General features: G+C 72.9%; 23 protein-coding genes and 1 pseudogene. 16 read left to right on the top strand and 8 right to left on the bottom strand.

The genetic code is table 11. From position 1 onward, the window contains the following. Window positions 1-66: 66 nt before the first annotated feature. Entirely contained in the window at window positions 67-354 is a 288-nt protein-coding gene (locus ACFY9S_RS31610) for a zinc-ribbon domain-containing protein (protein WP_391135104.1), read from the bottom strand. Window positions 355-510: 156 nt separating this feature from the next. Here ACFY9S_RS31610 and ACFY9S_RS31605 point away from each other — a divergent pair, with 156 nt between their 5' ends. Beyond that, a complete protein-coding gene (locus tag ACFY9S_RS31605; protein ID WP_391135101.1) occupies window positions 511-1,002 on the top strand; it encodes a DUF5949 family protein in 492 nt (163 codons plus the stop codon). A 54-nt stretch (window positions 1,003-1,056) separates the two neighbouring features. On the opposite strand, the gene pgm is transcribed toward ACFY9S_RS31605, so the two are convergent. Together pgm and ACFY9S_RS31595 are read right to left on the bottom strand one after the other, a co-directional pair. Beyond that, a complete protein-coding gene (pgm, locus tag ACFY9S_RS31600) occupies window positions 1,057-2,697 on the bottom strand; it encodes a phosphoglucomutase (alpha-D-glucose-1,6-bisphosphate-dependent) (protein ID WP_391135098.1) in 1,641 nt (546 codons plus the stop codon). Window positions 2,698-2,925: 228 nt separating this feature from the next. Further along, the gene (locus tag ACFY9S_RS31595; protein ID WP_102912976.1) at window positions 2,926-3,354 is read right to left on the bottom strand and encodes a hypothetical protein; all 429 of its coding nucleotides are present in this window, start codon (window positions 3,352-3,354) and stop codon (window positions 2,926-2,928) included. Between the two features lie 138 nt (window positions 3,355-3,492). On the opposite strand from ACFY9S_RS31595, the gene ACFY9S_RS31590 reads away from it, so the two are divergent. Both ACFY9S_RS31590 and ACFY9S_RS31585 read left to right on the top strand, forming a co-directional pair. Next, window positions 3,493-3,639 carry a hypothetical protein gene (locus ACFY9S_RS31590; protein WP_102912975.1) on the top strand — a complete coding sequence of 49 codons (147 nt, stop codon included), beginning with the start codon at window positions 3,493-3,495 and terminating at the stop codon, window positions 3,637-3,639. Between the two features lie 109 nt (window positions 3,640-3,748). Beyond that, window positions 3,749-4,624: a hypothetical protein gene (locus ACFY9S_RS31585; protein WP_391135095.1), complete on the top strand. Its 876-nt coding sequence runs from the start codon at window positions 3,749-3,751 to the stop codon at window positions 4,622-4,624. A 5-nt stretch (window positions 4,625-4,629) separates the two neighbouring features. On the opposite strand, the gene ACFY9S_RS31580 is transcribed toward ACFY9S_RS31585, so the two are convergent. Continuing rightward, window positions 4,630-5,580, bottom strand: a complete 951-nt coding sequence (locus tag ACFY9S_RS31580; RefSeq protein WP_391135092.1) for a DUF1731 domain-containing protein — start codon at window positions 5,578-5,580, stop codon at window positions 4,630-4,632. A gap of 116 nt (window positions 5,581-5,696) precedes the next feature. Between ACFY9S_RS31580 and ACFY9S_RS31575 the strand changes: the two genes are divergently transcribed. Beyond that, window positions 5,697-6,023, top strand: a complete 327-nt coding sequence (locus tag ACFY9S_RS31575) for an antibiotic biosynthesis monooxygenase (RefSeq protein WP_031113632.1) — start codon at window positions 5,697-5,699, stop codon at window positions 6,021-6,023. A 75-nt stretch (window positions 6,024-6,098) separates the two neighbouring features. Here ACFY9S_RS31575 and ACFY9S_RS31570 read toward each other — a convergent pair whose 3' ends face one another. Continuing rightward, entirely contained in the window at window positions 6,099-7,451 is a 1,353-nt protein-coding gene (locus ACFY9S_RS31570; protein WP_391135332.1) for a diacylglycerol kinase family protein, read from the bottom strand. A 274-nt stretch (window positions 7,452-7,725) separates the two neighbouring features. Here ACFY9S_RS31570 and ACFY9S_RS31565 point away from each other — a divergent pair, with 274 nt between their 5' ends. The 3 genes from ACFY9S_RS31565 to ACFY9S_RS31555 all read left to right on the top strand — a co-directional run bounded on the left by ACFY9S_RS31565 (window position 7,726) and on the right by ACFY9S_RS31555 (window position 10,612). Then, window positions 7,726-8,109, top strand: coding sequence for a VOC family protein (locus ACFY9S_RS31565; protein WP_391135089.1), 384 nt, complete (start codon window positions 7,726-7,728; stop codon window positions 8,107-8,109). Between the two features lie 100 nt (window positions 8,110-8,209). Then, the gene (locus ACFY9S_RS31560; protein ID WP_391135086.1) at window positions 8,210-8,902 is read left to right on the top strand and encodes a hypothetical protein; all 693 of its coding nucleotides are present in this window, start codon (window positions 8,210-8,212) and stop codon (window positions 8,900-8,902) included. A 624-nt stretch (window positions 8,903-9,526) separates the two neighbouring features. Continuing rightward, a complete protein-coding gene (locus ACFY9S_RS31555) occupies window positions 9,527-10,612 on the top strand; it encodes a GNAT family N-acetyltransferase (protein WP_391135083.1) in 1,086 nt (361 codons plus the stop codon). 47 nt (window positions 10,613-10,659) lie between these two features. Here ACFY9S_RS31555 and ACFY9S_RS31550 read toward each other — a convergent pair whose 3' ends face one another. Further along, window positions 10,660-11,250 carry a hypothetical protein gene (locus ACFY9S_RS31550; RefSeq protein WP_391135080.1) on the bottom strand — a complete coding sequence of 197 codons (591 nt, stop codon included), beginning with the start codon at window positions 11,248-11,250 and terminating at the stop codon, window positions 10,660-10,662. A gap of 149 nt (window positions 11,251-11,399) precedes the next feature. Between ACFY9S_RS31550 and ACFY9S_RS31545 the strand changes: the two genes are divergently transcribed. Beyond that, window positions 11,400-13,967, top strand: a complete 2,568-nt coding sequence (locus tag ACFY9S_RS31545; RefSeq protein ID WP_391135077.1) for a SpoIIE family protein phosphatase — start codon at window positions 11,400-11,402, stop codon at window positions 13,965-13,967. A 200-nt stretch (window positions 13,968-14,167) separates the two neighbouring features. Further along, window positions 14,168-14,833 carry an ANTAR domain-containing protein gene (locus tag ACFY9S_RS31540; RefSeq protein WP_391135329.1) on the top strand — a complete coding sequence of 222 codons (666 nt, stop codon included), beginning with the start codon at window positions 14,168-14,170 and terminating at the stop codon, window positions 14,831-14,833. 21 nt (window positions 14,834-14,854) lie between these two features. Here the strand turns inward: ACFY9S_RS31540 and ACFY9S_RS31535 are convergent, their stop codons facing one another. After that, window positions 14,855-16,966 (bottom strand): SpoIIE family protein phosphatase, encoded by a 2,112-nt coding sequence (locus ACFY9S_RS31535; RefSeq protein WP_391135075.1) that lies wholly within the window; start codon window positions 16,964-16,966, stop codon window positions 14,855-14,857. A gap of 206 nt (window positions 16,967-17,172) precedes the next feature. On the opposite strand from ACFY9S_RS31535, the gene ACFY9S_RS31530 reads away from it, so the two are divergent. Further along, window positions 17,173-17,901 carry an ankyrin repeat domain-containing protein gene (locus ACFY9S_RS31530; protein WP_391135072.1) on the top strand — a complete coding sequence of 243 codons (729 nt, stop codon included), beginning with the start codon at window positions 17,173-17,175 and terminating at the stop codon, window positions 17,899-17,901. Between the two features lie 52 nt (window positions 17,902-17,953). Here the strand turns inward: ACFY9S_RS31530 and ACFY9S_RS31525 are convergent, their stop codons facing one another. Then, window positions 17,954-18,136, bottom strand: coding sequence for a hypothetical protein (locus ACFY9S_RS31525; RefSeq protein ID WP_391135069.1), 183 nt, complete (start codon window positions 18,134-18,136; stop codon window positions 17,954-17,956). Window positions 18,137-18,480: 344 nt separating this feature from the next. Between ACFY9S_RS31525 and ACFY9S_RS31520 the strand changes: the two genes are divergently transcribed. The 6 genes and pseudogenes from ACFY9S_RS31520 (at window position 18,481) to ACFY9S_RS31495 (ending at window position 23,772) form a co-directional block, all read left to right on the top strand. Next, entirely contained in the window at window positions 18,481-19,443 is a 963-nt protein-coding gene (locus ACFY9S_RS31520) for an EamA family transporter (RefSeq protein WP_391135066.1), read from the top strand. Between the two features lie 59 nt (window positions 19,444-19,502). Then, a complete protein-coding gene (locus ACFY9S_RS31515; RefSeq protein ID WP_391135063.1) occupies window positions 19,503-21,764 on the top strand; it encodes an MMPL family transporter in 2,262 nt (753 codons plus the stop codon). 298 nt (window positions 21,765-22,062) lie between these two features. After that, the gene (locus tag ACFY9S_RS31510) at window positions 22,063-22,656 is read left to right on the top strand and encodes a hypothetical protein (protein WP_391135060.1); all 594 of its coding nucleotides are present in this window, start codon (window positions 22,063-22,065) and stop codon (window positions 22,654-22,656) included. 70 nt (window positions 22,657-22,726) lie between these two features. After that, window positions 22,727-23,092 (top strand): phage holin family protein, encoded by a 366-nt coding sequence (locus ACFY9S_RS31505; protein ID WP_391135057.1) that lies wholly within the window; start codon window positions 22,727-22,729, stop codon window positions 23,090-23,092. Next, window positions 23,068-23,148, top strand: a pseudogene (locus ACFY9S_RS31500) (DUF3618 domain-containing protein); the annotation flags it as partial. The gene ACFY9S_RS31505 and the pseudogene ACFY9S_RS31500, both read left to right, overlap by 25 nt. Before the next feature lie 81 nt (window positions 23,149-23,229). Then, window positions 23,230-23,772 (top strand): hypothetical protein, encoded by a 543-nt coding sequence (locus ACFY9S_RS31495; protein WP_391135343.1) that lies wholly within the window; start codon window positions 23,230-23,232, stop codon window positions 23,770-23,772. Window positions 23,773-23,795: the final 23 nt, after the last annotated feature.

Raw genomic sequence — 23,795 nt, 5'->3', positions numbered from 1 at the left:
CTCAAGTGATCAGCGAGCTCGGGGTCAGCGGCACCGCGGGCGTGCCGCAGCGATCCGGCCCGGGGATCAGAACCGGTCGTGCTGCTGCGGCTGCCCGTGCGTCCGGCCGCTCGTGCCGCTCGTGCTCTGGCTCTGGAGCTGCTCCGCCTGCTCGCCGGTCACCTTCTGTTCCGCTCCGCAGAAGGTGCACTGCGTCAGGTACTTCGTGGAGATCGGGAACAGCGGGACGAAGAACAGGGTGAACTTCGTGACGCGCTTCCTGAGCGTGTGAGCGGCGGGGTTCCCGCACTGGCCGCACACCAGCGTCAGTATCGCCAGCTGGTACAGGTAGCCCTTGGTGCCGAAGATGATCACGTGTCGGTCCTTCCCGGTCGGATCTTCACCCAGTGTCCTGCATCGCGGACACGCCGGGTGTCCGGGCCCCTCGTTCGTGTGGAGAGCCCGGCGCGGGCTGGGCCGGTCGGGTGACGGCGGGGCGGATGCCACACGGTACGCCGATACGGTTCCGCGGTGACCTCGATCTCACCCGAAACGCAGTCCGTGCCCGCCGACGACCTGGGGTCCCTGGTCGTCCAGTCCTGGCGGGGCACGACCCCCGACGGGGACGTCCCCTACCTCCTTGCCTGCTCCCTCGGAGACGGTGCGAACGGCCCGGAGGGCACGTCGAAGGCCATCGAGCAGCTGCTGCTGAGCGCCGGGCTGCCCCTGGGCGAGGGCCTCGTCCACGCGGCCCAGCGGCCCAGCATGCCGGTGAGCCTGCTCGTCGTGCCCGGGTCGGCCGTCCTCACCGTGCAGCACCTGAAGTCGCAGTTCGTCCCGCCGGAGACCTGGCTGGAGGCGGTGGGCGAACTCGGCTACGCCTACCTCATCTTCACCACCCGGCCGTGGCCGCAGGGCGCCGAGCCCGGTGACGTCGGAACGCTCGCCGCCTTCACCTCCGACGAGGACGCGATGGCCTCGGCGGCGCACGTCGTCCTGCCCGCCCGCAGCCTGCGCGGCTGAAGCGCGTACAGCCCGGGCCGCGTGAGGGTGGCCCGGGCTGTGGTGTGCCCGGGGTCAGCCGGACAGGGCCGTCAGCACCACGGACTTGGCCTCTTCCTGTACCCGGCCGAGGTGGTCGGGGCCGAGGAACGACTCGGCGTAGATCTTGTAGACGTCCTCGGTGCCCGAGGGGCGCGCCGCGAACCAGGCGTTGTCGGTGGTCACCTTGATGCCGCCGATGGCCGCCCCGTTCCCGGGGGCCTCGGTGAGCACCGCCGTGACCGCGTCCCCGGCCAGGGTGTCGGCGCTGACCTGGGCCGGGGAGAGCTTGGCGAGCAGGGCCTTCTCCTCGCGGGAGGCGGGGGCGTCGATGCGCGCGTACGCCGGTTCGCCGAAGCGGGCGGTGAGCGCCGCGTAGTGCTCGGAGGGGGTCTTCCCCGTGACCGCCGTGATCTCGGAGGCGAGCAGGGCGAGCAGGATGCCGTCCTTGTCGGTGGTCCACACGGAGCCGTCCCGGCGCAGGAAGGACGCCCCGGCCGACTCCTCCCCTCCGAAGCCGATGGTGCCGTCGGCCAGTCCGTCCACGAACCACTTGAAGCCGACGGGCACCTCGACCAGCTCGCGGCCCAGGTCGGTGGCGACGCGGTCGATCATGGCGGAGGAGACCAGGGTCTTGCCGATGCCGGTGGTGGCCGGCCAGCGGTCACGGTGGGCGTAGAGGTAGGAGATCGCGACGGCCAGGTAGTGATTGGGGTTCATCAGGCCGGCGTCCGGGGTGACGATGCCGTGCCGGTCGGCGTCGGCGTCGTTGCCGGTGGAGATCTGGAAGCGGTCGCGCTGTTCGATGAGCGAGGCCATCGCGTACGGCGACGAGCAGTCCATGCGGATCTTCCCGTCCCAGTCCAGCGTCATGAACCGCCAGGTGGGGTCGGTGTTGGGGTTGACCACGGTGAGGTCGAGGCGGTGCTGCTCGGCGATACGGCCCCAGTAGGCGACCGACGCCCCGCCGAGCGGGTCGGCCCCGATGCGGACTCCGGCCGCGCGGACCGCGTCCAGGTCGAGCACTGCGGGCAGGTCGGCGACGTAGGTGCCGAGGAAGTCGTAGGGGCCGGTGGTGGGGGCCGCGAGGGCGCGGGCGCAGGGGACACGCCGTACGTCCTTCAGGCCGCCCCTGATGATCTCGTTCGCCCGGTCCTGGATCCAGGAGGTCGCGTCGGAGGCGGCGGGGCCGCCGCTGGGCGGGTTGTACTTGAACCCGCCGTCGGCGGGCGGGTTGTGGGAGGGCGTGACGACGACGCCGTCCGCGAGGCCGGTGGTGCGGCCCCGGTTGTGGGTGAGGATGGCGTGCGAGACGGCCGGGGTCGGCGTGTAGCCGTCCGCGTCGTCGATCAGCACGGTCACCTCGTTGGCGGCGAACACCTCCAGGGCGGTCACGCGCGCGGGCTCCGACAGGGCGTGGGTGTCCGCGCCCAGGAAGAGAGGGCCGTCGATGCCCCGACCGGCGCGGTACTCGCAGATGGCCTGGCTGGTCGCGGCGATGTGGTCGTCGTTGAACGCGCTCGCCAGCGACGATCCGCGATGCCCGGAGGTCCCGAACGTGACGCGCTGGCCCGGATCGTCCAGGTCGGGGCGGCGCGCGTAGTACGCGGTGACCAGCCGAGCGACATCGACGAGATCCTCGGGTCCGGCCGGACTTCCCGCTCGCTCGTGCTGCATGGGCCCGCTCCTCCGTAGGGGTTGATCGTTCGCTTGCGCTCTCATCCTTCCTCTTCACCGTGGTGCCGCGCGAGAGGGGCACCCCTGTGAGGCCTGGATGTGCGCCGGCCCACGGGACAGGAGGCGGTCCCGAGCACGAGGAGGCGGCGCCACGGACCACCGGAACCCCGGTGGCGCGCCGCGCCGCCTGCTCCCCTCGTGCCGGCACGTCCGTCGCGCCGGCCGTGCTCAGATCCGCCCGCCGGTGAGCCGGGTGAGGGGGCCGTGCGCGCCGCGCTCCGAGCGGCGTCCGACGGCGTAGGACGCGGCGCTCAGGGCGGTCAGGCCCGCTCCGACACCCGCGGCCACGAGCTTGCGGTGGGCGATGACCGTCCAGGCCGTCTTCGCCGTGGTGGCGACGTGGCCGGAGGCCGTGACGACCGCCTGGCGGCCCGCCTCGACGCCCTTGGCCGCGGTCTGTGCGGCCGCCTTCGCCGTCTCGGCGCTGCGCTCTGCTCCGGACCTGGCCGCTGACGCCGCGTCACCGGCCTTGTCCGCGGCACCCTTGGCCGCCTGGGACGCGGGCGCGGTCGCCTTGTCCGCCGTGCGGCGGGCCTTGGACTCGGCGGTTCGTACGGTGGCCGGCTTCTGATTCGTGCGCTTGTTCTCTTCAGTCATGGACACCGACTTGCCTCTGACTCCGGCGGCAAACACATTCGGTCGCGCACCGACCGGGCGGGAGCGGGCCTGAGCACCGTGCCGGAGGGGTAGGGGCACTACAGACAAGCCACGTCACCACCGGAAGGAAGCCGCGTCATGGCCGGAATGCTGGATCGCATCAAGCAGTTCGCCCGGAGCCCGCAGGGGCGACGGGCCGTGGAGCAGGCACGCCGGGCCGCCGCCGACCCCCGCAAGCGGGCCCAGGCCCAGCGTCTGCTCGGCAAGCTCAAGGGCCGCCGCTGACGGCGCGCGCCCATTCCTCCCGGTATCCAACTCCTCGGACGTACAGGTGTGTTCATGCCCGGATTGGGCACTTGGGCCGCACCACAGGCACCTGAGAGGAGCTGATTCGATGGGCAGGGCGGGAAACGGCAGGCGGGTCTGTGCCTTAGGCGTCGCCGGGGCCCTGGCGGGCACGGTGCTGGTCGGCTGCGGCGACGACGGTGACTCCGGCGACGGCGCGCGGGGCACCTCGGCGGCTTCGAGCGACGGCGCCCGGGAGCAGGGTACGCAGGCGGTGCGGTCGGCCTACGACAGGACGGCCGAGGAGGACACCGCCAAGGTGAAGCTACGCGTGCGGACCTCGGCCCAGGGCGCCTCGCAGACCGCCAACGGGCAGGGCGCGGTGGACCTGGACGACGGCGACAGCGTCATGACGCTCACCGTGCAGGGGCAGCGGATCGAGCAGCGCGTGATCGACCAGGTCCTCTACCAGAAGCTGCCCAAGGGGCAGGCGCCCGGCGGCAAGCCCTGGATCAAGATCGACCTGGGGAAGGTCGCCGCACAGCAGGGCGTGGACGGCCGGTCCATGAGTGATCCGGCGCAGTCCGCGGCGTACGCCAAGGCGATCACCGACAAGGACGTGACGAAGAAGGGCACGGCCACGGTCAACGGCGTGAAGACCACGCACTACCGCGTCTCCGTCGACGTCGCCGGGCTTCCGGGCGGCGACACCCTGCGCAAGCAGGTCGGCCCCAGTCTGCCGATGGACGTGTGGCTGGACGACGAGGGGCGGATGCGCCGTCAGCAGATCGACATGACCGTCAAGGCCCCGGAGGCGACGCAGCGGTCCTCCGCGTCCGCCTCGTCCGCGCCCGGGAAGGTCACCGTGCGCACGGTCATGGACTTCACCGACTTCGGTACCGAGGTGGAGGCCGACGAACCGCCGACCGGGCAGGTCACCGACATGACCGGCAAGGCCCTGGAGCAGGGCAAGCGGAAGAGCTGACCGGGTCACCCCGCCGCACGGCCGCGGAGGCGTCGTACGAGGTCGTCCGCGGCCTGCGGCCACTCGGGGCGCTCGAAGGCGAAGCCCGCTTCGAGCAGGCGGCCCGGGACGACTCGGCGGCTCTTCAGCAGCAGTTCGGTGTCCGAGCGCAGGACGAACGCGCCGATCTCCGCCATCCAGCGCGTCGCGGGCAGGCCCACCGGGATTCCCGACGCGGCCCGCAGGGCGCGCATGAAGGCGCGCTGCGGCACGGGGCCCGGCGCGGCGAGGTTGACCGGTCCCTCGATGTCGTCCCGGGCGACGAGGAACTCGACCGCCCGGACGAAGTCCCGGTCGTGGATCCAGGACACGTACTGGGCGCCACCGGCGACCGGGCCGCCGAGTCCCAGCCGGGCCAGCCGCAGCAGGACGTCGAAGACGCCTCCGCGGTCCGGGCTCATGACCATGGCGGCGCGCAGTGCCACCTTCCGGGTGTGCGGGGTCCCGGCCACCTCCTGCTCCCGCTCCCAGGCCTTGGCGATGCCGACGCTGTACCCCCAGTAGCCGGGGACGTCGGGTTCGGTGCCGCCGATCACGCCGGTGACCTCGTCGTTGGCCGCGTCGAAGCGGTGGGCGTACACGGTCGCGGTGCTCATCTGCAGCCAGAGCCGGGGCGGCCGGTCGGCCGCGGCGATGGCCTCCCCCACGACCCGGGCGGAGTGGACCCGTGAGTCCATCATCTGCCGGAGGTTGCCGGGCGTGTAACGGCAGTTCACGCTCCGGCCGGCCAGGTTGACCACGACGTCACAGCCGTCGATCTCGGCCGCCCAGGGCCCCGGGCTCACGCCGTCCCAGTGCACTTCGCCGGGCCCGGAAGGGTGCCTGCTGAGCACTACGACATCATGTCCGGCCGCGCTCAGCGCGCGCTTCAGGACCGTGCCGACCTGTCCGGTACCACCGGGCATCACGAACTTCATGAAGGTCTCCCCCTCGACGTGTGAGAACGACCCTAGCTCATTTTGAACGCGTTCAAAACCTTGTGAGAGGGCAGGGCTTGGCCTGCGCCGATGCGCCATCGGGCAAGATGGGGCCCATGAGCGTAGTCAAGATCAACGTGCTGACCGTGCCGGCCGAGCAGCGGGAGACGCTGGAGAAGCGGTTCGCCTCCCGTGCGCACGCCGTCGAGAACTCCGACGGGTTCGAGTGGTTCGAGCTGCTCCGCCCGGTGGAGGGCACCGACACCTACCTCGTCTACACGCGGTGGCGTGACGAGGAGTCCTTCCAGGCCTGGATGGAGGGGCCCATGAAGTCCGCGCACCAGGGCGGCGGCGAGGGCGGCGAACGGCCGAAGCCGGCAGCGAGCGGCTCGACGCTGTGGTCCTTCGAGGTGGTGCAGCAGGCCGGGCCGAAGGAGGCCTGACCGACGGCGAGACGTACGAGGTCCCCCGTGCCGCGGGCGCGGGGGACCTCGTACGTCTCGTGGGTGCCTCGGCACTCAGGTCCGGCGGGAACGGGTGGGCACGGCGGTGCGGCCGACCGCGGCCGCCAGTTTGCGCAGCCGGCGCCAGTCGAGCCGCGGGGGTGCCTCGGGTACTCCGGGCCGGTCGCGTGGCACCCGCACCCGCAGGGCGCGGCGGGCGATGCGGCAGTGGACGGGGGCGGGCATGGTGAGCGCCTCGCCGTCCAGGCCGACCTCCAGCTGCGGCTCGTCGGCGTCGATGACGACGCGCTGGGCGGTGAGCACGGTGAGGCCTTCCGGGCGCGGGGACAGCAGGAGTTCGGCCGCCTCCACGGCGCTGTCCACGCGGACGGCGAGCACGCCCAGCCGCCCGGCGTCGAGCCGCTCGCGCCGGCCGAGTCCGAAGGGGTCGTCCATGCGGTAGGCGTTGTTGCTGACCAGGATCGCCTGCGGGTCGGCGACGATGATGCCGTCGGCGGTGGCCGTCAGACGCGGACCGCTCTGCCGGGTGAGCAGTTCGGGCAAGCGCTCCAGGGCCGCGCCCACCTTGTCCTCGCGGTAGCCGGGGCTCTGGACGACGGCCCCGTACACGCCGAACGAGGCGTTGTTGACGAACGGGCGGTCGTCGGCGAACCCGAGGTCGACGCGGAGTTCGACGCCGTCGGTGAGGGCGTCGAGGCAGGTGGAGGGGTCGTCCCGGTCCAGGCCGAGGTCCATGGCGAAGTGGTTGCGCGTACCGGCGGCGATGACGAGGAACGGCAGGCCGTGTTCCGCGGCGACGGCGGCGACCAGCGCCTGGGTGCCGTCGCCGCCCGCGACGCCCAGGAGGTCCGCTCCGTCGGCCACGGCGGCTTTGGCCAGGGCGGTGACGTCCTGGTGCTGGTCCGGGTCGAGCAGGACGACCCGGGCGCCGAGCGCCTCGGCCTTCTCCTGCAGGTTGAACTTCCCGACCTTGCCGCCGCCGGAGCGCGGGTTGAGCAGCAGGAAGGGACGCAGTGGCGGTGGCGTGCGGTACTCCTTGACGCGCACGGCCCGCAGGCCCGTGCTGCGCAGGGCGTAGCGTCCGCTCCAGACCGCCGCGCACCACAGGAGCAGGGACAGGACGACCACCCACAGCAGGTTCGCCGCGGCGAAGGCCGTGACGAGGCCGGCGGGCGCGACGACGGCCAGCGCGGCCGACGCGATGCGGGCCGCTCCCCGCCGCGACAGGGCCCACCAGACCGCGGCCGCGGTCAGGGCGAGTCCCGCGAGGCCCGCCGCCAGCAGGAGCAGCCCTCGCAGGCCGCCGGAGACGAGCGGCAGCAGGGCCGCCAGGGCGGCCGCGGCCAAGGCGCCCCTGGCCGCCCATCTCTGCCGGCGGTGAAACCGTTCGTCCATCGCCGATCCCATCTCGTCCCTCCGCTCGAAGGCCGGCGCGGGCGGATCCCCGAGACCGTGCCCGGCCGTGACCATCGTGCCCGCCGACGCGTCGGCTCCGCCACTGCCGTCCTGGATGGCTCCCCCGCAGCGGGGCACGTCAGACGCGAAGATCCACCGGGGCGGAGCCACCGGTAGCGTACGCGGCCTCGTGAGCGCGTTTCCCCGCGCCGGGGGGCGTTGGCCTCCGGCATCGAAAGCCGCAACCCGGTGGCGTGCGGCGTGAGGATCAGGAAGGCTCGCACGCATGGTCTCGGTACTGCAGAACGTGGCGATCGACTGTGCGGATGCCTACGAGCTGGCCCGCTTCTGGAGCAGGGTGACCGGCCGTCCGCTGCATCCGGAGGACAGACCGGGTGACCGGGAGACTCAGGTGGTGCTCGCGGAGGGGCCGGTGCTGCACTTCAACCAGGTCCCCGAGGCCAAGACGGACAAGAACCGGATCCATCTGTGCCTGCGCCCGGAGACCTCGCGCGAGCAGGAGGTGGACCGGCTGCTGGGCATCGGTGCCACCTTCGTCTCCGATCACCGCAACCCCGATGGTTCGGGCTGGGCGATCCTCGCCGATCCCGAGGGCAACGAATTCTGCGTCCTGCGCAGTGAGTCCGACCGGGCCGCCATGAACTCCTGATCACCCGGCCGGAGAAACCCCGGCCCGGCACGAGGGCGGCCGGGTAAGCTCACCTGCTGATCATCGGCCGACACGAACAACAGGGGGCTCCGTGCGGGCCATGGCCACCGTGACGACGACCGCGTTCTGCCTGCTGGCGAGCACGGCCCTGGCCGGGTGCGGAGCCGGCGGCACCGGTGAGACCAGATCCGCCGGCGACCTCCTCGACGATGCCAACGCGACGATGCGGAAGCTGAAATCGGTCACCGTCGACATCACCAACCGCACCACCGGCGGCGGCACGGTCACCAGCCACCTCGTGACGGACCTGGACGACCGGTGCAGGTCCACAACCACCTGGTCCGGCGGCGGCGTCCTGGAGCAGATCCGGCTGGGCACGACCGACTACGTCCGTCCGAACCGTGCCTACGTGCAGAAGTGGAAGAAGAAGCCGGGCGTCACCGGCGAGCAGAAGCTGTGGGTGAAGACGCCCGTAGACCCGAAATCCTCGGGCGGCGACGGACTCACCTCCTGCGAACGGCCCTTCGACTCGTTCGGTACGGCGAAGAAGGGGGACTCCACCCGCGTCGGTGACACCAGGGCCATCGAGGTGATCGTGACCGACAAGGCGGACAAGGAAGGGACGTACACCTTCTACGTGGCCGAGGAGGGCGAGCCGTACGTGCTGAAGACGGTGTACAAGAGCGCCGCGCAGCTCACCACCACGTCGTTCAGCGGTTTCGACGAGCCGCTGGACCTGCGGGCGCCGCGGCCCGGTGAGGTGCTGAGCGCCGGGAGCGTGAACACCCGCTGAACGGCAGCGCTTTCCGACGGACTCCAGGCGGCAACCGGCCGAGTGGGACGAATCGTCACACCAGGGCTTGACGGGGCGGAGCCGGGCTCGGCCTACTGGAAGCCGAAGCCGGCCGAGTCGGGGGTCTGATGGTGCGGCGGCGTTGGGCAGCGGCGGTGGGTCTGGTGGCCTGCCTGCTGATGCTGCTGCACGTCATCACCCCCCGTCTCGCGGACGCGGCGCGCTCGGCGGTGCCGGTCCTGACGGCGGACGCAACGCGGCCGGGCGCGGTTGTGAGTGCCGGGGCCGAGACGGCCGAGGAGCCGTGTCCGTGTGAGCAGGAGCCGTCCGGGCGGCAGCTCGCGGCGCGGGTGCCGCGGGCCGCGGCGACCGGGGTGGGCCCGGTGATGACCGGGGCGGCCGTGCCGGGCGGGAGTGGGCCGCACCTCCGTGCGGCGGGCACGCCTCGGTGTCCGGTGGCGGCCGGAGCCGCCCCGAGTACCGCCCGGTTGCAGGCGTTCCGCTGCTGAGTGACGGCAGTACCGCCAAGGGCCTGCGCCGCGCGGCCCGAGTACTGCCCGGTGCCGGCACGCGGTGAGGTGCGGGCCTTCATGTGTCCCCATGCCGATGACACAGGAGGCAGAGATGCCTGGAAAGCGCGTTCTCGTTCTGAGGCCGGACGAACTCGGCCCCAACGACCAGAAGATGTGGCGCGAGATCCGGACCGAGTCCGGCGCCCCGGCGAATCCCTTCCTCGACCCGGTGTTCACCGCTGCGGTCGGGCAGGTCAGGCCGGCTGCCAGAGTGGCGGTGTTGCAGGACGACGGTTCCCCGGTCGGATTCTTCCCCTACGAGACGGGGGTCTTGGGGCGGGGCCGGGCCATCGGGCTGGGGGTGTCCGACAGTCAGGGGGTCGTGCTGCGCCCCGGAGTCCGGCTGGACGCCCGCCGGCTGTTACGGGTGTGCGGGCTGTCGTCCTGGGAGTTCGACAACCTCGAAGCCGGTCAGGACGCGTTCGTGCCGCACGCGGTCGAGGAACTCGCCTCCCCGGTCGTCGACATCGGCGACGGTTTCGAGGCGTACGCGCGACGGCTGCGGGCGCAGTCGCCGGGATTCCTCAGACAGACCCTGGCCAAGGAGCGCAAGCTGGCCCGGCAGGTCGGCGAGGTGCGCTTCGTGTACGACGCCCGGGACCCCGGTGCGCTGCGGGCTCTGATGGAGTGGAAGTCGGCGCAGTACCGGCGGACCGGCCGGCGGGACCGGTTCGCCCAGGAGTGGATCACCCGGCTGGTGGGGCTGCTCGGGAGGAGCGAGGACCCGGAGTGCCGTGGAGTGCTGTCCGTGCTGTACGCCGCGGACCGGCCCGTGGCCGCGCACTTCGGGCTGCGGTCGCGCACGGTGCTGTCCTGGTGGTTCCCGGCGTACGACCGCGCCTACGCCAAGTACTCCCCCGGTCTCGTGCTCCAGTTGAGGATGCTGGAGGCAGCGGCGACCGACGGCGTCGAGACCTTTGATCTGGGCAGCGGTCCGGCCCGCTACAAGGAGTCGCTCAAGACGCGTGACCTGCGTGTGTACGAAGGCGCGGTGGTACGGGCGGTGCCGGGGGGAGCCGTTCACTGGCTGGGCCGGGAGCCCGCCCGGGCGGCCCGCCGCTACGTCCGCAACCGGCCCGGCCTGGCCGCCGCGGCGGCGCGGACCCTGGAGGAACTGGGCCGGCTGCGCGGTGGCTGAGCAGGGCGCGCCCGGCTCCTGGGAGCCGGGCGCGGTGCGGGGTCCGGTCAGCCCGTGGCGGTCCAGCTGTGGGCGACGTCCACGACGACGCGGTCGTCGAGCTGTTGCACCCGGAAGGGCAGCCGGGCGCGGACGCCGAGGCCGATCTGGGTGTCACCCTCGAAGCTGCCGGCGAACCGGGTGTCCCGGAAGGTGCGGTAACCGGTGAGGTCCACGCCCGGCAGCGGGCGCGACACCCGGCCCGGGTACGTGGCCGCTCCGGTATCCGGGTCGTACGCGGGCGCGGTCACCCGTACCTCGAGGACGGCCCCGCCTGCCACGGGGATTTCGCGGCCGGAGCCGTCCTGGTAGAGCCGGGTGACGTACTGGACGGTGTAACCGACGCCGCTGCCCGCGCCGGGCACGTCGACGACCATCCGGTCGAAGCAGGTGTGACGGCCGGTCCTGACGTTCGTCACCGAAGCGACCGTGGCGGCGGCCTCGGTCTTGGCGAGGCTTCCCCAGCCGGTCGGACACGTCGTGGCCTGCGTGGTGGACCGCGGGCTGGCGACAGCTGCGGCACCGGCCGGGACCGCCGCCACACCCACCGTCGCGCCCACGAGTGCGAGAGTCGCGCATGCTCTTCTGATTCGTACCATTGCCGCCCCCGAGGCTTGCATGTGGTTGTTGCCGGGTGAGACGACCGGGCGGACCGAAAGGTTGCACTTGCCGCGCCGGACCGCCGGGCATGGCACATCCTGGTGGGGAGCTATTGGTGTCCGGTGCGTCCGTACCGGGAGGACGCGACATGGATGAGGCAGCCGCCGTACCGGACGGGCCGCGGTCAGCCGACGGCCGGAGCCGGGACGGGGCTGAGAGCCGGGCCCCGGGCCAGGGCCCGGGCCGGATCGAGGATGCCCTGACGGACCCGCTGGTGGAAGCCGTGCGGGATCTCGACGGCTACGGCGGACTGGTCTACCTGCGCTCCGTTGACCGGCGCTCGCTGGTGCTCACGATGGTCACCGGCGTGCCCCGCTCGCTGCTCAAGAGCTGGTGGCGGGTGCCGGTGGGGGGTGCTCTGCCCATGGCGGAGGCCTACCGGCGGGACGAGACGCTGTGGCTGGCGGACGAGCGCGCCACCATGGTGCGCTTCCCGCACTTCACCGCAGGGCTGCCCTACTCCTTCGGCTCCGCCTACCAGCCCGTTCGCACCGGCGGTGAGGTGGTGGGCGTCCTGGTCGTGCTGCGCTCGGCCAGCCGGGCGCCGATGGACGCGGAGACGGTGGACCGCGCGCTGCGTCCTTCCGAGCGGGCCATGGAAGAGCGCCTGGACCGCCTCGCCGCACGCCCGCCCGGCACCGGCGCCGCCGACCGTCGCGTCGAGTACGACGACGAGCCGATCAGCGTGCGGCTGCCCACCTCCGGCGCCCACCCGGTCCGGGTGGGACTCATCGACTGGGACCTGGACAGCGACCGGTGCACGGCGGACGACGAGGCCCTCGCGCTGCTGGGCATCGACCGGGCGGACTACGGCGGCACCATCGCGGACGTCGAGTCCCGTGTCAGCCGGGACGACCTGCACGAACTGCGGGAGAGCCGGCACGACGCGCTGGCCGGCGGCCGGGTCAGGTCCCGGCACTTCCGCGTGCGGGACGAGTCCCGCGGCGAGGAGGAGACCGGCTACCGGCCGGTCGAACTGTGGGGCCATCTCGTGCACGGCGGCGCCGGCTCCCCGCGGATTCTGGTGGGCGCCCTCGTCGACGCGGCCGGCGGACTCACCGCGGCCGAGGCGGCCGAGCGGCTGCCCGACGGGATCTTCTCGCTGGACCAGGACGGCCGCCTCACGTACGCCAACCGCCGCTGCGAGGAGCTGCTGGGCTCCGGCCGGGAAGAGCTCTTCGGCCACTACCCGTGGGAGGTGATCACCTGGCTCCGGGACCCCGCGTACGAGGACCGCTACCGGGCGGCGATGCTGTCGCAGGAGCAGGTGTCCTTCCTCATCCGGCGTTCCGCGGGGAACTGGCTGAGCTTCGTGCTGTACCCGGACGTGCACGGGCTGACCGGCCGGGTCTTCCCCACCGGGCCGCCCACCGGGGCCGAACAGGGGCCGGAGGCCGGGACCGCCGCCGGCCCCGACGTCGCGGCCGTCGCGCCCCCGCCCGGGCCGGTCGCCGCCGCGCGTGCCGGAGCGCTCTACCACGTGGTGCAGATGGCGAGCGTGCTCACCGAGGCGGTCACCGTGCGGGACGTCTGCCGGGCCGTGTCCGAGCAGCTGCTGCCGGCCTTCGGCGCCCGGGAGCTGGCGCTGTACACCGTCCGCGAGGGCCGGATGTACCTGCTGTGGGAGTCGGGATACCCGGAGGGCTTCCTCACCCCCTTCGAAGGCGTCACCCTGGACACACAGCTGCCCGGCGTCCACGCGCTCACCACCCGGCTCCCCCTGTTCTTCGAGTCGCCCGAGGATCTCTCCCTCGCCTATCCGGGCATCACCCTGGACCGGATGAACGCCTGGTCGTTCCTGCCGCTGATCGCCTCCGGCCGTTCCGTCGGCTCGTGCATCCTCGGCTGGGAGGCCCCGCACCGCTTCACCCCCGACGAGCGCTCCGCCCTCACCGCGCTGAGCGGACTGGCCGCCCAGGCGATGGAGCGGGCCCGGCTCTACGACTCGGAGTCCGCCGTCGCCCGCGGCCTCCAGGAGGGGCTGCTGCCGCACCGCCTGCCGGCCGTCGAGGGTCTGCGCACGACCGGCCGCTATCTGCCCGGTACGCAGGGCATGGCGATCGGTGGCGACTGGTACGACGTGATCACCACCGGGCGGGGCGTGGCCCTGGTCATCGGGGACGTCGAGGGTCACAGCGTCGGCGCCGCAGCCGTGATGGGCCAGCTGCGCAGCGCGGTGCACGCCTTCGCCGCGAGCGAGCGTCCGCCTCAGGAGGTCATCACGCACACCAACCGGCTGCTGACCGACCTGGAGTCGGACGTCTTCGCGACCTGCTGCTACATCGAGCTCGACCCGGGGACCGGACGGGCTCTCGCCGTGCGGGCCGGTCACCCCCCGCCGCTGCTGCGCCACCCCGACGGGCGGGCGGAGACCCTGGATCTCGCGGGCGGCGTCATGCTGGGCGTGCAGCCCGACTCGGTGTACCCCGTCACCGCGCTCACCCTGGCCCCCGGCAGTGTTCTCGCCCTGTACACCGACGGGCTGGTGGAGCGGCCCGGCAGCGACATCGAGACGGGCATCGACGCGGTCCGGCGCCGGCTGTCCGAGACCCCGGCGGACTCGGTGGAGCATCTCGCCGACCGGCTGGTGGGCACCGCCCGGCGGGCCCGGGAGCGGCCGGACGACGTGGCGCTGCTGCTGACGGCGTACCGGTGAACCCGGTGGGTGCCCGGTTCCGGGCGTGCTGCCGGGAGGCCCGCCGCACGGACGAACGGCCGCACGGACAGACGGCCGCACGAACACCCCGATGAACGGCCGTCCGGACGAACGGCCGTACGAAGCGGCGCGGGGTAGCGTGGGCGGGACCGGCGAGCGAGGCGGTGGTGGCGGTGGAGTGGCAGCGGTACGCCGAGCAGATGGCGCGGCTCGCCCGGGATCTGGTCGCCCAGGAGTCGGTGCAGGCGACGCTGGACGCGGTCTCGGCGGCGGCGGTGGAGCTGGTCGAGGGCTGCGACGCGGCGGGCATTCTGACGGTTTCGAAGGGCCGGGCCGTGACGCTGGCGGTGTGCGGCGACATGGTCGCGGAGTCGGACCGGCTGCAGGGCGAGCTCGGCGAGGGCCCCTGCTTCGACGCCGCGCGCCGCGTGGACGGCGAGCGGCTGTTCCGCATCGCCGACATGACCCGGCCGCAGCCGTCCTGGCCGCGCTACAGCCGGGCGGCCCGCGATCTGGGGATCGGCAGCATGACCGGCGTACTGCTCTACACCGACGAGGAGGACTTCGGCGCACTGAACCTCTACTCGCGGCGCCCCGGGGCCTTCGGTGAGGACATCGAGACCGCCGGCTGGCTGCTCGCCTCGCATGCCGCGGTGGCGCTGGCCACCGCCCGTACCGTCGACCAGCTGGAGCACGCCCTGGAGACCAGGCACGCCATCGGCGAGGCCATGGGCATCCTGATGGAACGCCATCGGCTGAGCGAGGACGAGGCCTTCGGCGTGCTGCGGCGCATCTCCCAGAACCACAACCTCAAGCTGCGCGACGTGGCCCGGCGGGTCCGGGCCGACTCCCCGGAGCGCGGTTGACGTCTCACACCGGACCGTCGCTCAGGCGGCACGCAGGAGGAGCACCGCGATGTCGTCGTTGTGCTGTCCGGTCGGTGCGGTGTGGCGGACGAGCCGGTCGATGAGCCGTTCCAGGTCCGCCCCCTCGGCGGCGTCCAGCTGCCCGGCGAGGTCGGTCGTGGTGCGGGTGACGTCGGCGCCGGGGAGTTCGACCAGGCCGTCGGTGTAGAGGGCGAGGGTCGTGCCGGGGAGCAGGGGCACGGTGGTCACCGGGTAGTGACCGCCGGTGTCGATGCCCAGCAGCGGGCCGGGGTCGACGTCGAGGACCCGCGCGGGGTGCCGGGCGTGACGCAGCAGCGGCGGCACGTGTCCCGCGCTGGCGAAGGACGCCTGCCGGCCGGCCAGGTCGAGGTGGACGTAGAGGCAGGAGACGAGCAGTTCGCAGTCGAGGTCGGCCAGGAGCCGGTTGGTGCGGGCCAGGACCTCGCCGGGCGCGGCGCCGGAGGTGGCGTGGGCGTGGACGGCGGTGCGGACCTGGCCCATGAGGGCCGCGGCGGCGACACTGTGGCCTTCCACGTCGCCGATGACGGCTGCCGCGGTCGTGGCGTTCACGCGCAGGACGTCGAAGAAGTCGCCGCCGACCTCGGTGCCGTGCCCGGCGGGCAGGTAGCGGGCGGCGACGTCGAGGCCGGGCAGGCGCGGCAGGGCCCGGGGCAGCAGGGCGCGCTGCAGTTCGTGCACGAGCCGGTGTTTGGTGTCGTAGAGCCGGGCGCGGTCCAGGGCCTGGGCGATCAGGCCGGACAGCGAGGTGAGAACGGCTCGTTCGTCGGCGGTGAAGGTGTGCGGCCGGGCGTAGGACAGGATGCAGCAGCCGACGGGCCGGCCGGAAATGATCAGGGGCAGGAACGCCCAGGCCTGCTTGCCGCTGATCTGGGGTGCTCTGGGGTAGCTGGCGGCCAGTTCCGCGGGGTGGGCGAAGAAGGCGGGGGTGCCGCTGGCGAGGACCTGCCCGGCGGGCGTGAGGCCGGTGTCCAGGGAGAGGGCGTCGAGGCGCTCCACGACCTCGGCCGGGTAGCCGTGGTGGCCGGTGATCTTCAGCCGTCCGGCCTCGACGCCGGACAGCACCAGGCCCTGGGCGCCGAAAGCGGGCAGGATCTCGTGGGCGATCAGCGCCACGAGGTCGCGTACGGTCACCGACTCGGTGAGCGCGGCGGCCAGGTGTACGAGTTGGTAGAGGCGTCCCGTCGGTGCCGCGACGGGCGACCGCGCGCCGGCGGGCGGCGGGTCGCCGGTCTGCTCCGTGCTCGGCAGGACGCGGACGCTGATGCCGCTGGGGTCGGGATAGAGCTGGAAGGTCAGCGGCTGGTCCGGCGGGCGGAACGCGCTGAAGGAGACGGGGGTCCGGCTGACGACCGCCGTGCGGTAGTGGTCCTCGTAGACGGGGTCGTCGAGCCACGCCAGGGACTGCCAGGGTCTGGTGCCCAGCAGCCGGTCGGCATCACGGCCGAGGAGGCGGGCCGCGGTGGCGGTGATGAAGGTGACGCGGCCTTCCAGATCGAGGGCCAGGGCGCCCTCCGGAAGGCGTTCGAGGTAGTCGGCGGCGGCCAGGCCGGTCTGCACGGGGTGGCGAGCGGCGTCCACGGGGACGACCCGCGGCAGGTCGGGCAGGGACGGCGGCTGGGTGGCGTCGTCCAGGATGCGGGCCATGCGGCGGGCGCTGGAGGTGATGTGGCCGCGTTCCCGTGGCGTGACCCGGCGCGGCCGGCCGGCGGGCCACATCAGCACGAGGCCGCCCCAGGAGCGCCGCACTCCGGTCAGCGGGACGGCGACGAGGGCGAACGGGTAGGGCAGGACAGCGGCGGCGCGGGGGTAGCGGCGGGCCATGTCGTCCTGGCCGGCGACGCTGACCAGGGTGTCGTCGTGGATCGCGTCGGCGACCGGGACCGGTGCGGTCAGGGGCAGCCGCCGCCAGGGGGCGCTGAAGGCCACCGGCAGGCCGCACAGGGCCACCAGGCGCAGCACCGGCTCGGCCTCCTCGGTGAGGTAGAGGCCGCCGATCGAGGCGCCGGTGCCGCGCACGGTGTCGGCCAGGGCCACCCCCAGGGCGTCGTCCGGTGATCCGGCGCCGCCGGGGTGCTCGTTGCTCCCGGGCATGGTGTCCTCCCGCTCCTACCCGGACGCTACGCCTGGCGGAGCGTCCGGGCACGCCATACGGATGTCCGGTTCGACGGCGATTGCGCAGGTCTTGGCCGGGGGCCGCAGGAGTGCCCGGAGGATGTTCCGGCCGTTTCGCGCGGGTGGGCGTGCGAGAGGACGCCGGCTGGCAGAATCGGGAGCCCTGACGGCAACGGGAGGCCGGCTTGCAGACGCTGACATCGCAGGACCCGCTGGCCGTCGCCGTCACGGAGGCGATCCGGGCCGGGGATCTGCCCGGGCTCCGGCGGCTGCTCGCCGACCACCCCGGTCTCGCCACCGCGCGCATCACCGAGCAGGGTGAGGACGGCAGGGGCACGCGCAGTCTGCTGCACATCGCGGCCGACTGGCCCGGTCACTTCCCCAGGGGCCCCGAGGTGGTCGCGGTCCTGGTCGCGGCCGGGGCCGATCCGCAGGCCCGCTTCGAAGGTGCGCACGCGGAGACGCCCCTGCACTGGGCCGCCAGCAGCAACGACGTGCCCCTCCTGGACGCGCTCATCGCGGCCGGAGCCGACATCGAGGCACCCGGGGCGGTGATCGGCGGTGGCACCCCGCTCGCCGACGCCCGGGGCTTCGGCCAGTGGCGCGCCGCCCACCGGCTCGTCGAGCACGGAGCCCGCGTCACCCTCCAGGACGCCGCCACGCTCGGTCTGCTCGAACGGGTCCGGGCCTGCGTCGAGGCGGACGAGGCGCCGTCACCGGACGAGATCACCAGCGCCTTCTGGGGCGCCTGCCAGGGCGGCCACCTGCTCAGCGCGCAGTACCTCCACCAGCAGGGCGCCGACCCCGACTGGTGCGGCTACGACGGCATGACTCCGCTGGACGTCGCCCGCGCCCAGGACGCCGGCGACGTCGTGCGATGGCTGCGCGACCTGGGCGCGGAGAGCCGCGCCTGACGGGCCCTTTCACCCTGCCCGTCCGGGTCGCGCAGCCTGGCGCCAGGGCGCCTCACAGGCAGTAGCGCACGAGCCATTCGTCCTGGTTGTAGGCGGTGCGCGCGGGGTCGGGCACGCTCGCCGCCCGCTCCTCGACCATGTCCTCCACGCGCACCGGCTCCGGCAGTGCCCCGAAGCGGGCCCGGCGGGCGTCGCCCTCCGCCTCGCTCCCCTGCTGCGACGTCGCCTCGTCCACGGCGATTCCCCTCTCCGGCTGGTCGGTCCGACCGTTCGGCCCTTGCTGGGCAAAGAGTTGACGTTCGGGAGAGCCTCTGGGTTCCCGCGACGTCGCTCAGCCGTGAAGTCGCGCCGCCACCGGCGCCCGGCGAGGGCCCGGCCGGTCGTCCGTGAGCGGGCTGTCGTCACTCAGGGCGGTGGTGCGGCCGGCGGCTGCGCCGATCCTGGCGATCACGCCGCGCGGCCCGGGACGCCGCGTCACCACATCGGCTGACCACCACCGGTCCGGGCGGGAATTGGTCCACCAAGCGGGCACGGAAGTGGACCCCTTCCCGGGCCGCCCGGCTGTCTAGCGTCACCTCCATGAACGTCACGACCACGCGCGGCGCCCTGCTCGCCGCGCTCGCCTGTGTCCTCGTCGGAGGGTCCTTCACCGCCAACAGCGTCCTGGGCGACTACCCCTACGCGGGCGGCCAGTTCCTGCGCTACGCACTGGCCTGCCTGCTGCTGGTCCCGGCCGCCGGGAAGGGCGCGGCCCGTCGGCTGCGGGCTCTGGCACCCCGCCAGTGGGGTCGTCTCGCCCTGCTGGCGGCGGTCGGCATGGTCGGTTTCAACCTGGCCGTCATCGCCGCCGAGCGCACGGCGGAACCCGCGGTGCCCGGCGTGTTCGTGGGCTGCGCGCCGGTGGCCGTCGCCGTGCTCGTGCCCCTCCTGGACGGGCGCAGACCCCAACGGGTGGTGCTGTACGGGTCGCTGCTCGTGGCCGTCGGCGCCTTCACGGTTCAGGGCTGGGGGCGCACGGACGGCACGGGCATCGCCTTCTCCGTGTGTGCCCTGGCCGGAGAGGTCGGGTTCGCCGTGCTCGCGGTGCCCGTCCTGCGGCCGCTCGGCCCCCGGCTGCTGTCCGCCACGGTGTGCGCGGTCGCCGCGCTGGAGTCGGCGGTGGTCGGGCTGCTCGTCGACGGCGCCGGGTGGCTGCGGCGTCCGGACACCGTCGAGACGGCCGCGCTGCTGTGGCAGGCGGTGGTGGTCACCGTGGTCGGATTCGTGTGCTGGTACATCGGCATGCAGCGGATCGGTGCCGAACGCGCCACCCTCTTCTCCGGCCTCATCCCGGTCGCGGCGGCCTGCACCGCACCGCTCGTCGGCACCGGCTCCTACGGTCTCGCGCAGGCGGCGGGCAGTGCGCTGGTGGGGCTCGGTGTGGCGCTCGGGTCGGGGGCGCTGCGGCGGGTGGGGCGGGAGCGGGGCGCGCGGGGCCGGGCCTTTCGAGGGAACGGACGACCGGAGTCCCGGGCGGTCCGCGTGCCTGAAGCGCCTCAGTGATCCCGCGCGCATCTAATGGGCGCGATCGCACCTCCCGGACGACACAGGAGACGACGTCCATGCCGCACAGCCGCACCGGTGAAGGGGAGCAGAAGGCCGCGCGTGGGGGTGTGCTGCGGCGGCTGGGCGAGTGGTGCGCACGCCACTTCGTGATCGTGATCATCGCCTGGCTGGTGGCGCTGGTGGCGCTGCAGGTCGTCAGCCGGGCATTCGGCGGGGAGTACTCCGACAACTTCTCACTGCCCCAGGCACAGTCCCAGAAGGGCCTGGACGTGCTGAAGGCGCACGACCCGCAAGCAGGCGGATACAGCAGCCAGATCGTGCTGCACGACGACCAGCAGTCCCTGACCGCGATCAGTTCCCAGATCTCGGCCACGGTCGCCGACCTGGAGAAGCTGCCCCACGTCCTGTCGGCCCAGAACCCGCTGTCCGCGCAGGGCTCGTCCTCGGGGCAGTCGCAGCAGCAGAATGTCGGGCCGTTGTCCGACGACCAGAAGACGGCCTACGTCACCGTCCGATTCGACGTGCAGCCCTCGACGCTCGGCGACGACTACCTGAACGGGGTCGACAGTGCCGTGCAGCCGCTGCGGTCGGCCGGTGCGGAGGTCGAGTACGGCGGGCCGCTCGGCGAGCTCGCCCGGCCGGCGGCCGACGACCGGGTGAGCGAGCTGATCGGTTTCGGCGTGGCCGTCATCGTGCTGCTGGTCGGGTTCGGGTCTGTCATCGCCGCCGTCGTCCCGCTGCTCACCGCGCTGATCAGCGTCGTCGGCGGTCTGGCGATCCTCGGGCTGCTGGCCGCCGCGTTCACCTTCGCGACGGTCTCCCCCACCCTGGCCACCATGATCGGGCTCGGAGTCGGGATCGACTACGCCCTGTTCATGATCACCCGCCATCGGCAGAACCTCATCGACGGCACCGACCCGGTGCGGGCCGCCGGGCAGGCCACGGCCACCAGCGGTCACGCCGTCCTGGTCTCCGGCTGCACGGTGATCGTCGCGCTCGCGGGCCTGTCGGCCTCCGGGGTCGGATTCATCGGCCTGCTCGGGCTGGCCGCGGCGGTCACCGTCGTCTCGGCCGTCGTCGGCGCGCTCACCCTGGTCCCCGCTCTGCTCGGGCTCATCGGCCGGCGCATCGACCGCTACCGGGTGCGCCGTCCCGTCGCCGAGACCGACACCGGGGCGGGCGAGACACCGCAGGGCACCTGGCACCGGTACGCGCAGCGGGTGGAGCGCAGACCGCTGTGGTTCCTGTCGGCGGGTGTCGCCGTCGTGGTGGTGCTCGCGATCCCCGTGTTCTCCATCCAGCTCGGCCATATCGGCGACGGCGCCGATCCGGCGTCCTTCACCGACCGGCGGGCCTACGACCTGATGACCGACGCGTTCGGGCCCGGATCCAACGGTCCGCTCACCGTCGTCATCGACCAGACGAACGTGTCCTCCTCACAGCGTTCCGCTCTGGCCTCGAAGGCCCAGCAGTCACTCGACTCCGTGCAGGGGGCCGCCGTCGTCACCCCGCTGTCGCCCACGCAGGACGGCGACGTCCTGATCGGCACCGTCTACCCGGCCCGGTCGCCGCAGAGCGCCACCACCACGGACCTGACCAACCGTCTCGTCGACGACACACTGCCGGACGTGGTCCAGGGCACGGACGCCAAGGGCTATGTCACCGGTACGACGGCGGCCCAGGTCGACTTCCGCGACATCGTCGCCTCCCGGCTGATCGTGATCATCCTGGTCGTGGTCGCACTGGCTTTCCTGATCATCCTGGCCGTGTTCCGGGGGCTCCTCGTCGCCGTCAAGGCGGCCGTCCTGAACGTCCTGTCGATCGCGGCCTCGTACGGTGTGGTCGTCGCGGTGTTCCAGTGGGGCTGGGGCGGTCCCGCGCTCGGCGTCAACGGCACGGTGCCCATCGAGAGCTATGTGCCGATGATGATGTTCGCCATCATCTTCGGCCTCAGCATGGACTACGAGATCTTCCTGCTGTCCCGCGTCCACGAGGCATGGCTGCGCACCGGGGACGCCAAGGCCTCCGTGGCGCACGCCCTGGAGATCACGGCCCGGGTGATCACGTGTGCCGCGCTGATCATGGTGAGCGTGTTCGCGGCGTTCATCGTCAGCGACAACGTCGTGGTCAAGATGCTCGGGCTGGGCCTGGCCGTCAGCGTGCTCATCGACGCCACCGTCGTACGCCTGCTCATGGTGCCCGCCGTGATGACACTGCTCGGGCGGCACGCCTGGTGGATGCCGCGGTGGCTGGACCGGGTGGTGCCGCACATCGACGCCGAGGGCGCACCGGCCGGGGTGCGTTCGGCGACTCACTGAGGGGCGACTCCCACCGCTGCCCCAACTCGCGTACGGCATCGGCTGCTTGCCACGCCTTCGCGCTTCATTGCGAACCTCTTGGACCGGAAAATACCCATTTTCCCGTTTTGACCTAGTGGGTGTGGTTAATCGAGGAGGGTGCGGGCGGGACGGCAGCCGGAGCACGAGAAGCCGGCGGCGAGCCCCGTTCCCGGCCGGGCGCGCTGACGCGCGGTGGTGGACGGCGTATGCCGTCGCCGCGGGCGGCCCGGTTCCCGACGAGACCGAATCCACGGGCGGTGCTTGAGGGAGAGGACCCATGAGCGATATGGCGAACGAGAGCACCGGTCGTGCCCAGCAGGCCGGGCAGACGGCGAAAGAGGAGGCGTGGACCACCGCCGGACAGGCCGGGGAAGGCGCGAGTCGGGTCGCCGGCACCGCCACCGACCAGGTCAGAGCCGTCACCGGTGAGGCCAGGGCGCAGGCCGGTGCGATGGCCGGTGACCTGCGCACGCGGGTCACCGAGGAGGCCGAGAACCAGACGCGGCGCGGGGCGCGGGTGATGCGGCAGTGGGCGGACGACCTGTCCGGTCTCGCGGACAGTGCTGACGCCGACTCACCCGCCAGGAGCCTCGTGACGCAGGCGGCCGACCGCGGTCACCGCGCCGCCGACTACCTGGACTCACGGGGCGTAGGCGGCCTGGTCGACGACCTGCAGCACTTCGCCCGCCGGCGCCCCGGCGCCTTCCTCGGCGGAGCGGTCGTGGCCGGGTTCGCCGTCGGACGGCTCGGCAAGGCCGGCAGCGGCGCCGACGGTTCCGGCTCGGACCGGTCGGCGCCGCGCGCCTCCGGTACCCAGGACCTGCCCGGGGACGCCGCGCCGCCGGAGCTGCCGGTCCACGGGGAGGTCTGAGATGTCCTCGCTGACGCCACACGCCCCGCGGCGACCCGCTCCGAAGCACCGCGGACAGGAGGACGGCTCGATGGGAGAGCTGCTCTCGACGGTGACGTCGGACGTGCAACAACTGCTGCGCCAGGAAGCGGAACTGGCCAAGGCCGAGATCAGGGAAGAGGCCGGCAAGGCGGGCAAGGCGGCAGGGATGTTCGGCGGAGCCGGTTTCGCCGGCTACATGGTGGCCGTCCTCCTGACCCTGGCGGCGATGTTCGGCCTGGCCAACGTCATGGACCTGGGATGGGCCGCGCTGGTCGTCACCGGAGTGTGGGCGGTGATCGGCCTGATCCTCTACCGCCGGGGCCGCGCACGGATGCGCACCGTGTCGCCGAAGCCGGAGCAGACCATGCAGACGCTGAAGGAGGACATGCGATGGGCACGGCACCCGACCGGATAAGGGCCGATATCGAATCCACTCGGGAAAGACTGTCCGAGGACGTCTCCCGGCTGGCCGACCGCGCCCGCCCCCGCAGGATGGTACGGCGTCGCACCCGGCGCGTCCGCGGCGCTCTGCACGGGGTCAGGGTACGCGTGATGGGCAGTGCTTCGGAGGTTTCCGGGCAGACCGCCGACCGCACCCGACAGACCGCCCAGTCGGTGCAGGAGTCCACCGGTCAGGCCGCGGACACCGCGCGCCAGGCCGCCGGGAAGGCCGTCGGCGCCGCTCGTCAGACGGCCGGGCAGGCCGGTGACGCGGCACGGCAGGCCCCTGAGCAGGCGATGCGGCAGACGCAGGGCAACCCGCTCGCGGCCGGCCTGATCGCCTTCGGCGCGGGACTGCTGACCGCCTCACTGCTGCCCACCTCGCAGGCCGAGGAGCAGGCCGCGGAGCGGGCCGGACAGGCCGTCGAGCCGGTGAAACAGGCCGCGTTGGAGTCCGCGCAGCAACTGAGGGAGGACGCGACCCAGGCCGGCCGCCAGGCCGCCCAGGAGGTCAAGGACACCGCCTCCGAAGCCGCCCGCGCCACCAAGGAACAGGCCGGAGAACAAGCCGGGCACGTCACCGAACAGGCCCGCCGCTCCGCGCAGACCACGGCCGACGAGGCGCGCGGGCAGACCGGCGGCACCGGACCGTAGACACCCCGCCGCCGGACCGGCCC

The organism is Streptomyces sp. NPDC012474 (genome assembly GCF_042955185.1).
GTDB lineage: Bacteria > Actinomycetota > Actinomycetes > Streptomycetales > Streptomycetaceae > Streptomyces > Streptomyces cahuitamycinicus.
This window is presented reverse-complemented; position numbering and strand designations above follow the sequence as displayed.

Excerpts from the sequence above, each read along its gene's own strand:
- pgm (WP_391135098.1), bottom strand. The coding sequence starts at position 2,697 with ATGCAGCACGAGCGAGCGGGAAGTCCGGCCGGACCCGAGGATCTCGTC.
- ACFY9S_RS31560 (WP_391135086.1), top strand. The coding sequence starts at position 8,210 with ATGGCCACCGTGACGACGACCGCGTTCTGCCTGCTGGCGAGCACGGCC.
- ACFY9S_RS31595 (WP_102912976.1), bottom strand. The coding sequence starts at position 3,354 with ATGACTGAAGAGAACAAGCGCACGAATCAGAAGCCGGCCACCGTACGA.
- ACFY9S_RS31570 (WP_391135332.1), bottom strand. The coding sequence starts at position 7,451 with ATGGGATCGGCGATGGACGAACGGTTTCACCGCCGGCAGAGATGGGCG.
- ACFY9S_RS31520 (WP_391135066.1), top strand. The coding sequence starts at position 18,481 with ATGAACGTCACGACCACGCGCGGCGCCCTGCTCGCCGCGCTCGCCTGT.
- ACFY9S_RS31580 (WP_391135092.1), bottom strand. The coding sequence starts at position 5,580 with ATGAAGTTCGTGATGCCCGGTGGTACCGGACAGGTCGGCACGGTCCTG.
- ACFY9S_RS31515 (WP_391135063.1), top strand. The coding sequence starts at position 19,503 with ATGCCGCACAGCCGCACCGGTGAAGGGGAGCAGAAGGCCGCGCGTGGG.
- ACFY9S_RS31535 (WP_391135075.1), bottom strand. The coding sequence starts at position 16,966 with ATGCCCGGGAGCAACGAGCACCCCGGCGGCGCCGGATCACCGGACGAC.
- ACFY9S_RS31510 (WP_391135060.1), top strand. The coding sequence starts at position 22,063 with ATGAGCGATATGGCGAACGAGAGCACCGGTCGTGCCCAGCAGGCCGGG.
- ACFY9S_RS31545 (WP_391135077.1), top strand. The coding sequence starts at position 11,400 with ATGGATGAGGCAGCCGCCGTACCGGACGGGCCGCGGTCAGCCGACGGC.
- ACFY9S_RS31540 (WP_391135329.1), top strand. The coding sequence starts at position 14,168 with ATGGCGCGGCTCGCCCGGGATCTGGTCGCCCAGGAGTCGGTGCAGGCG.
- ACFY9S_RS31555 (WP_391135083.1), top strand. The coding sequence starts at position 9,527 with ATGCCTGGAAAGCGCGTTCTCGTTCTGAGGCCGGACGAACTCGGCCCC.
- ACFY9S_RS31550 (WP_391135080.1), bottom strand. The coding sequence starts at position 11,250 with ATGGTACGAATCAGAAGAGCATGCGCGACTCTCGCACTCGTGGGCGCG.
- ACFY9S_RS31590 (WP_102912975.1), top strand. The coding sequence starts at position 3,493 with ATGGCCGGAATGCTGGATCGCATCAAGCAGTTCGCCCGGAGCCCGCAG.
- ACFY9S_RS31565 (WP_391135089.1), top strand. The coding sequence starts at position 7,726 with ATGGTCTCGGTACTGCAGAACGTGGCGATCGACTGTGCGGATGCCTAC.
- ACFY9S_RS31585 (WP_391135095.1), top strand. The coding sequence starts at position 3,749 with ATGGGCAGGGCGGGAAACGGCAGGCGGGTCTGTGCCTTAGGCGTCGCC.
- ACFY9S_RS31495 (WP_391135343.1), top strand. The coding sequence starts at position 23,230 with ATGGGCAGTGCTTCGGAGGTTTCCGGGCAGACCGCCGACCGCACCCGA.
- ACFY9S_RS31575 (WP_031113632.1), top strand. The coding sequence starts at position 5,697 with ATGAGCGTAGTCAAGATCAACGTGCTGACCGTGCCGGCCGAGCAGCGG.
- ACFY9S_RS31505 (WP_391135057.1), top strand. The coding sequence starts at position 22,727 with ATGGGAGAGCTGCTCTCGACGGTGACGTCGGACGTGCAACAACTGCTG.